This window comes from Sphingobacterium chungjuense (assembly GCF_011316935.1).
Lineage (GTDB): Bacteria > Bacteroidota > Bacteroidia > Sphingobacteriales > Sphingobacteriaceae > Sphingobacterium > Sphingobacterium chungjuense.
Genome location: NZ_WLYS01000002.1, coordinates 615,653 through 629,309, shown reverse-complemented (window position 1 = coordinate 629,309; position 13,657 = coordinate 615,653). Strand labels below are relative to the sequence as shown.

At 41.6% G+C, this 13,657-nt stretch carries 8 protein-coding genes; 6 read left to right on the top strand and 2 right to left on the bottom strand.

The window, feature by feature from the left end; genetic code table 11:
* The first annotated feature begins 98 nt into the window (after positions 1-98).
* The 3 genes from GKO22_RS07455 (at position 99) to GKO22_RS07445 (ending at position 4,206) form a co-directional block, all read left to right on the top strand.
* Entirely contained in the window at positions 99-1,937 is a 1,839-nt protein-coding gene (locus GKO22_RS07455; RefSeq protein WP_166333714.1) for a UbiD family decarboxylase, read from the top strand.
* A gap of 170 nt (positions 1,938-2,107) precedes the next feature.
* Entirely contained in the window at positions 2,108-3,796 is a 1,689-nt protein-coding gene (gene asnB / locus GKO22_RS07450) for an asparagine synthase B (RefSeq protein WP_166333712.1), read from the top strand.
* 140 nt (positions 3,797-3,936) lie between these two features.
* The gene (locus tag GKO22_RS07445; RefSeq protein ID WP_166333710.1) at positions 3,937-4,206 is read left to right on the top strand and encodes a hypothetical protein; all 270 of its coding nucleotides are present in this window, start codon (positions 3,937-3,939) and stop codon (positions 4,204-4,206) included.
* A gap of 96 nt (positions 4,207-4,302) precedes the next feature.
* Here GKO22_RS07445 and GKO22_RS07440 read toward each other — a convergent pair whose 3' ends face one another.
* Both GKO22_RS07440 and GKO22_RS07435 read right to left on the bottom strand, forming a co-directional pair.
* The gene (locus tag GKO22_RS07440; protein WP_166333708.1) at positions 4,303-5,730 is read right to left on the bottom strand and encodes a tagaturonate reductase; all 1,428 of its coding nucleotides are present in this window, start codon (positions 5,728-5,730) and stop codon (positions 4,303-4,305) included.
* A gap of 61 nt (positions 5,731-5,791) precedes the next feature.
* Positions 5,792-6,811 carry a zinc-binding alcohol dehydrogenase family protein gene (locus tag GKO22_RS07435; protein ID WP_166333706.1) on the bottom strand — a complete coding sequence of 340 codons (1,020 nt, stop codon included), beginning with the start codon at positions 6,809-6,811 and terminating at the stop codon, positions 5,792-5,794.
* 190 nt (positions 6,812-7,001) lie between these two features.
* Here GKO22_RS07435 and GKO22_RS07430 point away from each other — a divergent pair, with 190 nt between their 5' ends.
* From GKO22_RS07430 to GKO22_RS07420, 3 genes are all read left to right on the top strand, one after another.
* Positions 7,002-7,865, top strand: coding sequence for an AraC family transcriptional regulator (locus GKO22_RS07430; RefSeq protein WP_166333704.1), 864 nt, complete (start codon positions 7,002-7,004; stop codon positions 7,863-7,865).
* A gap of 88 nt (positions 7,866-7,953) precedes the next feature.
* Positions 7,954-10,452, top strand: coding sequence for a glycoside hydrolase family 95 protein (locus GKO22_RS07425; protein WP_166333703.1), 2,499 nt, complete (start codon positions 7,954-7,956; stop codon positions 10,450-10,452).
* Positions 10,453-10,492: 40 nt separating this feature from the next.
* Positions 10,493-13,648, top strand: a complete 3,156-nt coding sequence (locus GKO22_RS07420; RefSeq protein ID WP_166333701.1) for a SusC/RagA family TonB-linked outer membrane protein — start codon at positions 10,493-10,495, stop codon at positions 13,646-13,648.
* The last annotated feature ends 9 nt before the right edge of the window (positions 13,649-13,657 follow it).

Sequence of the window (13,657 nt, the reverse complement as noted above, 5' to 3'; positions counted from 1 at the left end):
ATGCTTTCGCTAGCAAAACCTAAGGCACATATTTTTTTTAGTTTTTTAACAAGACGGAGATTATCCTGCTATTTTTGTGTTGCCACAGATAATAAGATATGGGATACAAAAGTTTAGCGGATTGCGTCGCCGATTTAGAACAGCATGGTCATCTGATTAGGATCAAAGAAGAAGTCGATCCTTACTTAGAAATGGCCGCTATACACATGCGCGTGTACGATGCGGGCGGGCCTGCGATCTATTTCGAGCGCATCAAAGGAAGTCCGTTTCCAGCAGTATCCAATTTATTTGGTACGCTAGATCGATCCAAATTTATGTTTCGCGACTCATTAGCCAACGTAAAAAAGTTGGTAGATGTAAAGATGGACCCGATGTCGGTCGTCAAAAAACCTCTGTACTATGCCGGTTCGGCGATGACAGCGCTTGGAGCGTTACCTTGGAAAAAGAAATCGAATGCTCCGATTCTGCATGGTCGCACCACCATTTCTGAATTACCGCAAATCGTGAACTGGCCGATGGACGGTGGTGCATTTGTCACCATGCCGCAGGTATATACAGAAGATGCCGATCGTCCAGGAATTATGCATGCCAATCTCGGCATGTATCGTATTCAGCTTTCTGGTAATGATTATATAGCCGATCAAGAAATAGGTCTGCATTATCAATTGCATCGTGGAATCGGCGTTCATCAGACCAAAGCCAATGCATTGGGTCGCCCACTCAAAGTTTCCATCTTTGTGGGTGGGCCACCATCACATCCGCTTTCTGCCGTCATGCCACTGCCAGAAGGTTTATCGGAAACGATCTTTGCCGGCGCATTAGGGAATAGAAGATTTCGCTATTTCTATGACGAAGAAGGATTTTGCATTTCTTCGGATGCTGATTTTGTAATCACAGGCACCGTGTATCCTAATGAAAATAAGCCCGAAGGTCCTTTTGGCGATCATATCGGATATTATTCCCTTACACATCCATTTCCGTTGATGAAAGTACATCGGGTATATCACCGCAAAAATCCGATTTGGTCATTTACGGTCGTCGGACGACCACCGCAAGAAGACACCAGTTTTGGTGCGCTGATTCACGAAATCACAGGATCTGCCATTCCGCAGGAGATCAATGGTTTGCATGCGGTGCATGCGGTTGATGCCGCAGGGGTACATCCCTTATTATTTGCCATCGGTAGCGAACGCTATACGCCTTATCAGCAAGTGGAGCGGCCTCAAGAGTTGTTAACCATTGCGAATCAGATCTTAGGTAAAAATCAACTCAGTCTTGCCAAATATTTATTCATTTCCTCGTTCGAAGACAATCCTCAGTTGGATATTCACGATGTGGTCGGTTATCTAAGTCATATTTTAGAACGAATCGAATGGGATAGAGATGTGCATTTTCAAACCAATACTACCATCGACACGCTAGATTACTCGGGCGACGGACTGAATGCAGGTTCGAAGGTGGTGTTTGCCGCGGTAGGATCGCCAAAATACAAGCTAGCGACCGAGATCCCAGCTGGATTAGATTTTCCACGTCCATTTGGACGCGCCAAAATGGCTTTGCCTGGTGTATTGATCGTAGAAGGTAGTGATTTCGAAAATTACGAATCCGAACAACAGAAAATAGATAATTGGTCTAAAGCAATTATTTCAGAGCAACTAAATGGAATTCGGCTAATTGTACTAGCAGATGATGCCGGCTTCACCGCGGAAACGCCTGCTAATTTTGTTTGGGTTGCCTTTACGCGCAGCAATCCTTCACATGATGTCTATGGTGTGGATGCCTTCACGCGGTTTAAACATTGGGGATGTCATGGTCCACTTATTATCGACGCGCGTACCAAACCACACCATGCCCCGGCATTGATTAAAGATCCTGAGGTAGAACGTAGGGTAGATCAGTTGGGTGCGAAAGGCGGATCATTGCATGGTGTGATTTGATATTTGTTTCAAGTATTTTCATAAAAAGATGCGATCTGATTAAGCGCTTTGTCTCTATGTTGTAAATAATTCAATAAAAACCCAAAAATGTTATGAATTTAATTTTTTAATCTGTTTCTTTGTTATAGAGTATTGACAAAAGAGTGTATTCGATTAAAATTTAAATTAGTATGTGCGGGATTATTGCAGCATTTGACATAAAGAAATCAGAAGAAACGCTGAGACCGCAGGTCTTAGAAATGTCTAAACGTATACGCCATAGAGGACCAGATTGGTCAGGTATATTTAGTTCTTCCAAAGCGCTATTGGCGCATGAGCGCTTGGCGATTGTGGATCCACAATCGGGTAGCCAGCCTCTGTACAGCGCAGACAAGCAAGTGGTGCTAGCGGTGAATGGTGAGATTTACAATCATCGTGAATTGCGTGCTACTTTGCCCGATTATCCATTTGCTACGCAGTCCGACTCAGAGGTTATCTTGGCTTTGTATTTAGAGCATGGTGCTTCTTTCTTGGCAGAGTTGAATGGTATTTTTGGATTTGCCTTGTACGACGCCCGCAATGATAGCTTTTTGATCGCTCGCGATCACATGGGCATTATTCCATTGTATTACGGCTATGATGATGATGAGCAGTTATTTGTCGCTTCTGAATTGAAGTCCTTAGAAGGGTTTTGTGCAAAGATAGAGCAGTTTCCTCCAGGACATTATATTTACAGTGCCGAAAGCTTGACACCACAACGCTGGTATTCCAAAGATTGGGAATCCTTTGATGCGGTATCTGAAAATAAAACTGATATCGATGAACTTAGACAAGCATTAGAAGATGCAGTACATCGTCAATTGATGTCGGACGTACCTTATGGCGTATTACTTTCTGGTGGTTTGGACTCGTCTGTTATCGCTGCGATTACCAAGAAATATGCATCCAAGCGTGTAGAATCTGACGATGCGGAAGAGGCTTGGTACCCACGTCTGCATTCGTTTGCTGTCGGCTTACAAGGCGCACCGGATTTGATCGCTGCCAAGAAAGCTGCTGACCACATCGGTACCATTCACCACGAGATCAACTTTACGATCCAAGAAGGCTTGGATGCTGTTCGTGATGTGATTTATCATTTGGAAACCTATGATGTGACTACGATTAGAGCATCTACGCCGATGTATTTGCTGGCTCGTGTGATCAAGTCGATGGGTATCAAAATGGTGCTTTCAGGAGAAGGTTCTGATGAGCTATTTGGTGGTTACTTATATTTCCACAAAGCGCCTAATGCACAGGAGTTCCATGAAGAAACCGTACGCAAGCTCAAAAAACTTTACTTATACGATTGTTTGCGGGCTAACAAATCCTTAGCTGCCTGGGGAGTGGAAGGTCGTGTACCATTTTTAGATAAAGAGTTTATGGATGTCGCGATGCGGATTAACCCTTCGGATAAAATGATCAGAGATGGCCGTATGGAGAAATGGGTAGTACGTAAAGCGTTTGAAGATTACCTGCCAGAAAGTATTGCTTGGAGACAGAAAGAGCAGTTTTCAGATGGGGTAGGTTATAGCTGGATTGACACGCTAAAAGCGCAAGCGGAAGCAAACGTCAGCGATGAAGCATTCGCTGCTGCAGCGAGCCGTTTTCCATTAAACACGCCGAAAAATAAGGAAGAATTCTACTACCGTACTATTTTTGAATCGCACTTCCCTTCGGAAGCAGCTGCAAGTACGGTGCCTTCTGTAAAATCAGTGGCCTGCAGTACGCCAGAAGCATTAGCTTGGGACGCTTCCTTTCAGAATATGAACGATCCATCTGGTCGTGCAGTGGCAAATGTACACAATGACAGTTACTCGAAAGCACCTGCACAAGTAGTCTGACCTCCATCAAATATTACTTTATAATTGGATGAACGAGCGCTGTGGCGCTCGTTTTTTTATTTTTAATTATCTAATTCTATTAATTTGTATAATTTTCTTCTTATAGATATATTTTATTAAAAAAATTTCTATATTTGAATATGATTAACGACTCGGAGAAAATTATAGAACATTACCTGACAAATAATAAAGTGGCGATTACACTTGATCCTGCAGATTTACTTTTGCTGAGAAAAGTATTGTACGACTTTATAAGAGCAAAAGGTGATTTGGTTTCTACCAGTATGCTTTTGGCATATTGCTCGAATACATTAACTAGTAAAAATAGTTTTCCGAAGGATTTAGCTAAAGTGAGTAATAAGGCATTAGCCATGATTTTGCATATAGATCACGATGATAATGGGATTTGATTGCTTCCTTTAAGATTTACTTCATAGAAATATCTACCAGTACTATTGTGATTTGATACCTCCCGTAAAAAGCCTATTCAGTAAAAAATATACCCGTCAAAATTTAGAGTAACCACTTTCCAAACCATACACATCTATTATCTCCAACGCACTACTTAGCGGTTGCGAAAAGTTGTCTTTTTTTAAGCGATGATCCGCGAATTCGTACTTAGCCATAAAGCGTAATACAACTTCGTCATATATCGAATGGTTCGAAGCAATTTTCGTTAGACTGTCCATATGTGATTCGATTGGATTTGCCAATAGCCAACTATCCCATTCTTTCTTATTCAGATGAATTAAAGCCGCAAGTGCAAACATCAAGTGCTTAGGATAGGTACGTTTGATTCCGATGTAATCAACAATAGCCGGCAGCAGGCGTGTTTTGAACTTCACTATCGTATTTTGTGCTATATCGCTTAAATAATGCCGAAGGTAAGGGTTCTTAAAGCGATCAAGCACTTCATCGGTATATTGTTCAAGATTTGTTTCTGGCAATGGCATGGTGGGCAATATCTCCTCCCGGATTGCTTTCAGAATAAAGTTATATGTAAATTCATTCTGCATGCAGTCTCCCACAGTTTTTAGATTTTGTAACCGGCCGATTTGAGCCATTATCGTATGTGCGCCGTTAAGGATGCGTACTTTGCGAAGGCGGTAAGGAGTTAAATCATCTACAAGCACAATCTGATCTCCAAAATGTTGAAAAGGGAAATGGTCGGCGAGCGATGCATCGCCTTCAATCGCCCAGAAAAGGTAAGGCTCACATATCGTGATCAGCTTATCTGTATAATCCAATTGTGCCGTATAATTCGCCTCATTCTCTTTGGGATATCCAGAGACGATACGATCGACCAGCGTATTATAAAACCGAGTGTGGTTTAATAGCCAATCTACAAATTCATCCGCTAAATGCCACAATACAGCGTATTGCAAGACGATCTCCCGAAGTACTTTACCATTGTTTTCTATCAACTCACAGGGCAGTACAAATAAGCCCTTTTCTGGCGCGCCGTTAAAGAATACATACCTTTTGTATAGCAATGCAGTGAGTTTTGCTGCAAAGCTGTTATGTGGGCCATCTTTGAGATGAGCATCAGATGGATCAAAATAAATTCCGGCTTCCGTCGTGTTTGATACGATCAATTTTAATTCGGCTTCGGTAGCAAGATCTAAATAAGCTTCATAGCTATCATAGGGATTTACGAGGGTATTCGTACAAGTGATTAATCTACTATGCTGGATAACTTCTCGGTTTTTAAGACCTTCTGTAAATAGCGTGAAAATGCCATCTTGCTGCTGCAAATCAAGCATACTCAAACCGGGGCGATTTTTGACAACAGCAATACCTCCATCGAACCCTTGATCGTTTAATTCTGCTATAATGTAATCTACAAAACCGCGCAGAAAATTTCCAGAACCAAATTGAAGTACTTTTTTAGGTAGTAGGGGCTTTGCCGCAATTGTGCGGTTTAGGTTTTTCATCGTTTAATTATTTAGTATTAGTCTTGATATCATGCTGAATAGCGTATGTTAACCTTTTTTGTTATTTAGCAAAATCAATAACCGCTTTAAGAACATTTGTATTCGCGTTTCTAAGCGATTCAAAATCCGATTCTATGGTGCTGAATGGAAGATAATGCGTAATGTACTTCTGCACGTTGATCTTACGTTTTTGCAAACAATCTATGACGAAGTTAAAATCTTGTACAGTAGCATTCCGACTACTCATGAGTGTTGCTTCGCGCTTATGGAACTCGGGGTGACTGAAGCTTAAATTATTCTTTTGAATACCAACCAATACATAGCGACCTCCATGTGCAATATAAGAAAAGGCTTCTTCTAATACCTTGTGGTTGCCGGTGGCGTCTACTACAACTGTCGGCATATCTCCATTCGTCATGGTATTTAGCGATACCATCACGTTTTCCTTTTGAGGATTTATAATGTCATCTACTAAGAGTATATCTCTGGCGTACTGAAGTCTGTTTTTATTGGTGTCCATCACGATGATCTTTTGTGCTCCTGCGACTTTCGCAAAATGGATTAATCCAGCTCCGATTGGTCCAACACCCATAATCAAAACCGTATCTTGATCAGATACCTGCGCTCTGCGAATAGCATGAGCAGCTATAGCAAGTGGTTCTACTACGACTAAATCTTCTAAAGACAACCCTTTCCCCGCTACAATGTACTCGTCTTTTACCATGATGTATTCGCAAAATCCACCGTCTATGTGTACGCCGAAAACCTGAATATTGGCGCAACAATTCGTGCGACCATGCTTACATGCGATACAGCTCCCACAATGAAAATATGGGATTACCGTAACGTGATCTCCAGCAGTCAGCCCGGCTTTAGATCCGCATACATACTCTGCAGCTAGTTCATGACCAAGTATTCTTGGATATTCAAAAAATGGTTGTGTGCCCTCATATGCATGAATATCTGTGCCACATATGCCTGCCAATTTAATTTTTAGCAAGGATTTGCCTTTGCGAGGTTGAGGAATCGGCTTCTCATATATAGCAAGTTTATAGGGTTTTTCGCAAGCGAGGTATTTCATATTTGGATAGTTGAGAGTAAAAAGTTAGACATTGCCTATTATAAATTACAATGTTGACACAAAATAATAGCAATCCTCACCGATAAAATTTCATGAAATTGTCCTATTATTAAATGATATTATCATTTATGCCTAGGGATATTCGTATTATGGGTGAATAAATTATTTTTGATAAAATGCTATAAACCTAATGAAGCCATTTCTCTTAAAATTAGCGTCTAACTCTGAGCGATCCTTTCATGTTAGGATTGATAAAACCCCCGATGTAAACAACATCTGGCATTATCACGCGGAATTGGAATTAATTTATGTGAAGAAAGGTAGTGGGACGCAATTCATTGGAGATGATGTGCGACCATTTAAGGCAGGCAACGTCATTTTAGTTGGGAGTAATTTGCCACATTATTGGCAATATGCAGACTCCTATTTTAAAGATATAGATAACGAGCCGCTAGAGGTTTTTGTAGTACACTTTAATAACATATGGGGTGCGGAATTTCTAGAATTACCGGAAAATAGGGCGCTTCAACGTGTACTGGAAGCGTCGCAAAGAGGCATACAAATAGAAACGCTAAATGAAGGGCGCCTAACCGAAGTAATAGAGGCGATTGCTGTAGGATCCGACAGTAGGAAGATTCTTAATCTGATGGATGCACTGTTGCTTATCTCCGAAAGTGCGGTCAAAAAACCGTTAGCTTCAGAGGGCTTTAGTAATCAGCTCGTGAAGTCTGAAATGGATCGTATGCAGGCCATTTTTAATTTCACCTTAAACCACTACCATAGTCGGGTCAATTTAGATGATATTGCCGAAGTCGCCAAGATGAGCCGTGGTGCGTTTTGCAAATTTTTTAAAGCGAAAACTGGAAAAACCTATTCCAGATTTATCAACGAAATACGCGTTGGAAATGCTTGTCGACTGCTTATTGAAGGACATCTAAGCGTGAAAGAAATCTGCTACGAAGTGGGTTTCAATAATTTTGTAAGTTTTCACACTTTTTTTAAAAATATTAAAGGGAAGACTCCCGTGCAATATCAAAAAGCGTACCTACAGTAAATAAAATAGAATTAAACCGAGACTAACCAATCCATCAATCATTCTCCGAATACTGAGCAGTAAATGGAGATCATCAACATCTGAAAATATGAGACATACTAGCTTTTCTAAAACCAGAATCACAAAATCCCTCTTTTTTCTAATTCCTCTCTTGCTAACGAATTTGCTTGGTTTTTCGCAAACCGCCAATACGCTGTGGTATGACGCACCTGCAGAACATTGGGTAGAAGCACTTCCTATTGGAAACGGAAAAATTGGCGCTATGGTGTTTGGAAAAGTACAAGATGAGATTATACAGCTAAATGAAGGTTCACTATGGTCTGGTGGCCCTAGAAAGCATAATGTAAACCCAGATGCGTATCAGTATTTACAGCCGATACGCGAAGCACTAGCCGCCAAAAATTTTGAATTGGCGAATGAATTAACGCGCAAAATGCAAGGACATTATTCCGAGTCTTTTTTGCCATTAGGAGATCTGCATGTCAAGCAGAACTTTGATGGTAATGGGGAGGTCGAAGACTATTCCAGGAAATTGGATATAGGCAGTGCCATCTCCACCGTAAACTATAAGAAAAACGGTGTACGTTACCAACGGGAGCTTTTTGTGTCCAATCCATCCAATGTGTTGGCGCTGCGGATCAAATCCGACAAAGCAAAGATGTTGAATCTGCATTTCACATTATCCAGTCAGCTTAGAGGCGAAGCAGCTGTTACCGATGGGAATAATATTTCCTACTCTGGAAGAGCACCAGCAAGAGTCGATCCATCGTACTTTAATCAAGAAGGGCGGAATCCTATTGTATGGGAAGATACCGATGGATGTAATGGAATGCGCTTTAATAGCCTCCTTCAGGTAGCATCTACAGATGGTAAAGTGACTAAAATTGCGGATGGGATACAGATTGTAGATGCATCTGAAGTAATTGTATATTTTACAGCTGCGACAAGCTTTAATGGATTTGATAAGTGTCCTGATCGTGATGGGAAAGATGAAAAAGCGTTAACAGCTCAATACCTAAGAGATGCTTTAAGGGTACGCTATGGATCTTTAAAGCAAGCGCATATTCAAGATTACCGCAATCTTTTTGATCGCTTAGCATTTAACCTTGTGGCGGACAATTCGAAGGATAATCTAGCCAATATGCCGTCTGATGCTAGGCTGAAGCGGTATAGTGAAGGCAATAAGGATCTGGAATTGGAAGCTTTCTTCCTACAATACGGTCGTTATTTGTTGATCTCCTCTTCTAGAGATGGTGGAACTCCAGCGAATCTGCAAGGAATATGGAATAAAGAGCTGAGAGCGCCATGGAGTTCCAATTTTACCATCAATATCAATACGCAAATGAACTATTGGCCTGCTGAAGTTGGAAATTTGTCGGAGTTGCACACGCCATTGCTTGAATTTATAGCCGATCTATCGGTAAATGGAAAACTGACTGCTCAAGAATATTACAAAACAAGAGGCTGGGTTGCACACCATAACTCTGATATTTGGGCCTTGAGTAATGCTGTTGGCAATGTAGGTGCCGGAGACCCACTTTGGGCCAATTGGTACATGGGCGGCGCTTGGTTATCCAGACACCTTTGGGAGCGATATGCTTTTTCTATGGATAAAGATTTCTTAAAAAATCATGCATATCCAATCATGAAGGAGGCCGCATTATTTTGTGTAGACTGGATGATTGAGAAAGATGGTTTGCTAATCACATCGCCATCTACCACGCCCGAAAATCTATTTATCTACGAAGGTAAGCGCGTTGCGGTGTCAGAGGGTACTACCATGGATATGGCTATCATTCGAGATTTATTCCGAAATGTAATTGCTGCTACCGAAATCTTAGAGGTGGATCAAGAATTTAGAGATCTACTGTCCAAGAAAATCGCCTTATTGTATCCTTACAAAATCGGTAGCAAAGGTCAATTATTGGAGTGGACTGAGGAATATGTAGAGGAAGATCCGCATCATCGGCATTTGTCGCAATTGTATGGCGTGCATCCCGGTATTGATATTTCTCCACTCACCACACCAGATTTAGCGGCTGCCGCATCTAAGTCATTTGAACTTCGTGGTGACGAAGGAACTGGATGGAGTAAAGCTTGGAAGATCAATTTCGCTGCGCGACTATTAGAAGGAGATCATGCGCACAAAATGGTGCGCGAGATTCTTCGCTATTGCGACCCAAATGATCAGGGTACCGGCGGTACCTATCCTAACTTCTTTGATGCACATCCGCCGTTTCAAATTGATGGCAATTTTGGTGCTTCAGCAGGTATGATGGAAATGATCGTGCAAAGTCATTTAGGAGAAATACACTTGCTACCCGCGCTACCTGCGGCTTGGAACTCTGGTAGCTTAAATGGTATTAGAGCAAGAGGAAATTTTGAATTAGATCTAGTATGGACCAATGGTCATCTCGTTTCTGGTAAAGTAACCTCTTTGGCGGGAGAGTCTTGTACATTACGCACCGCCACACCGATCAAGATCAAAGGTGCTCATGCCGTGATGCGCAAAGATCAAGATTACTATGTGTATGAATTTGAAACAGTTCCTCAGAAAGTTTACCGAATTAAAAAGAGTAAGCATTAGCATACAATAGCATCTAATATAAACCTAAACAAATAAAAGTATGATGAGAAAAAAATACCCCCTGAAAAGGGGGCTGGCAATCCTACGCGGTATTGCCGTGGTACTGCTATCCCTAATCACGCCTTATGGCGTGGTGCTTGGATACGATGTGGCACATTTAAAAGATGTATTGAATGAAGATATTCATACAGATGTATTACAAAGAAATATTCGGGGAAAAGTAACTACATCCGATGGTACAGCGATTCAGGGTGTTTCTATTACCTCTTCAAAAAGCGCAGTCGCTACTGCGACAGATGCGGAAGGTTTGTTCTCCATCACCGCAGCTGCAGGCGAAATACTCACCTTCAGATCGGTCGGATATCAAGATCGGCAAATCAATGTTTCCGCAGAAGATTTTATGGATGTCGTATTAGAGACCTCTTCCGAAACGCTAGATCAGATTGTGGTGGTGGGTTTTGGAACGCAAAAGAAAGCCAATTTGACGGGATCTGTAGCGACCGTGAAAGGTGATGATATGGTTCGGCGTCCTGTGACCAATGCCGGTGCAATGCTTCAGGGGCAAGTTCCAGGATTGAGTATTGTGCAAGGTGGTGGGGAGCCGGGTAATGAAAATCTGACGATACGCATGCGTGGTCAAGGTACTTTTAGTGGAGCGGGGAATAATCCCTTGGTTCTTATCGATGGTGTTGAAGGTAGTTTGACAGATCTGAATCCAAACGATATCGACAATGTATCTGTCTTAAAAGACGCCGCTTCGGCATCAATATATGGTTCGCGAGCAGCCAACGGTGTCATCTTAGTCACCACGAAAATAGGTTCTGTCGGTCGCACATTTGTAGAATATAGCAATAATTTAGCGATTCATACGCCGACAAAGATGTTTGATTTGATCACTAATTCAGCCGAATATATGGAGCTTTTTAATGAAGCCAAACTCAATACCGGTATTAATCGAGGATTATACTCACAGGAGGATATTGAGTTATACCGTAATGCGACAGATTTAACCAAGTACCCCAATACCGATTGGCTTGATATCTTTTTCAACCCCGCATTTGTACATCAACACAATCTTAGTGTTAACGGCGGTGGTGAGAAAACCCAATACAATCTATCGATGGGGTATGTAAACCAGCCGGGCGTTTTTATGGGATTCAACTATGAGCGCTTTAATATGCGGTTAAACTTAACTTCGACCATAAACGACTGGCTAAAAATAGGAAGTAATATAAGTGCCAAACAAGGAAATACACAAAGACCGAGACAGGGAGGAGAAGATGCATTTGTTGGCGCATTGTCCCAAGCTCCAACATATGCTCCTCAGTTGCCTGATGGTAGGTTTGTTCACAAAGCCTATGATTTTGAGGTGAATAACAAAAATATGCTGGCTATTATTGATAATGAAACTTTTTATAAAAACAGAGATTACTCAATAAACCTGCAGGGGTGGTTTGATGCGAAGATAGCTCGAAACCTAAGTTGGTACGGAAAGGCTGCTATCGTTGGTGATTTTGACAACGAATCGGATTGGAGACCGACTGTTCCATTATACAATTTTCGATCGGGAGAATTTGCCACCAATTTAGATGTTGGCGAGCTAGGTCTTCAGAAAACACGCCGCGAAAATCGATATACCAACATGTTCTCTTACTTAAAATACGAGGATCGCTTCCATGATCTTCATACGATAGGTGCGCAAGTAGGATACAGCTATGAGGCCAATCAGAATCAGTTTTTAGGTGGATATAGGCAGAATTTCTATGGTGGTGCACTTCGAGAATTAAATGCTGGCGGATTATCTGTTTTAAGAAATGATGGCTCTACGTATGAATGGGCTTTACAATCCTTATTCGGTCGCTTAAATTATAGTTTTGCGGACAAGTATCTATTCGAAGGTAATTTCCGTTATGACGGCTCCTCACGATTTAGTTCCGAACAACGTTGGGGTGTGTTTCCTTCGTTTTCTGGCGCTTGGAGAATATCCCAAGAATCCTTTATACGCGACAACGCGAGCTTTGGATGGTTAAATGAGCTAAAGGTACGAGGATCCTACGGATTGCTCGGGAATCAAAATATCAATATTAATGGTAATTATCCGTACCCATATCAGGATCTGTACGATTTTACAGGTGATTACTCATTTGATAATTCTGAATTGTCTCCTGGGGTTGCGCAAGGTAACTTACCTAACCGGGCGATTTCATGGGAGAAAACTGCCATCTATGACCTCGGTTTAGATGTGAGGCTGTTCAATAAGCTCGATATTACGTTCGATTGGTATCAAAAAGATACACGTGATATTTTGCGGAATATCCAGTTTACCGATCTAGTTGGCCTTGGCGCTCCCTTTATTAATTCGGGAACCGTCAGAAATAGAGGTTTTGAGGTGGCGGTCAACTATCAGAATCAAATCAAATCGGGTCTGTTTGAAGGTCTGAGATACAGCGTCGGTGGAAACATGGATCATTTCAAAAATACGGTTATGAATTTTGGTGCTCCCGAGATTGGACAATGGACGATCAAAGAAAACAACCGGCCATTGGATACATTCTACATGCTAGAAGTAGTAGGCATATTCCAGAATGCAGATGAAATTGCGGCCGCACCAAAGCAGTATAATGACAACACGTTGCCAGGTGACTTGATCTATAGAGATCAAAATGGTGACGGAAAGATCGACGATAATGATAGAGTACACATGGATGGTGCTTTTCCACAATTCCAGTACGCGGTAAATGGGAGTGTTTCATGGAAAAACTTTGATTTATCGGTGCTATTCCAAGGAGTACAAGGGCGGAATATCTTCTTAAACAATTGGGGAATCATGCCTTTTGTGCAAGGTTCAGCGCCAACCACAGATATCAGAGATCGGTGGACAGAAGATAATCCATCCACCACGATGCCAAGGCTGTATTTTGGTTGGGATTCTCCACAAAAGTTTTCAAGACCATCCTCTTATTTCCTACGCAATGCCAGTTACCTCCGTTTGAAAAACCTGAGTCTGGGATACACATTCTCCCAAGAGTCGCTGGCTAAAATTGGAATCGAAAAATTCAGAGTATTTCTTTCTGGAGATAACTTAATTACTTGGACAAATTATCCAGGTTTGGATCCGGAGCGCGGTGGCAGTGGTACCTTTCTGACTTATCCACAAAATAAGATTTATTCATTTGGCGTTAACCTACAGTTTTAAAATAGTACA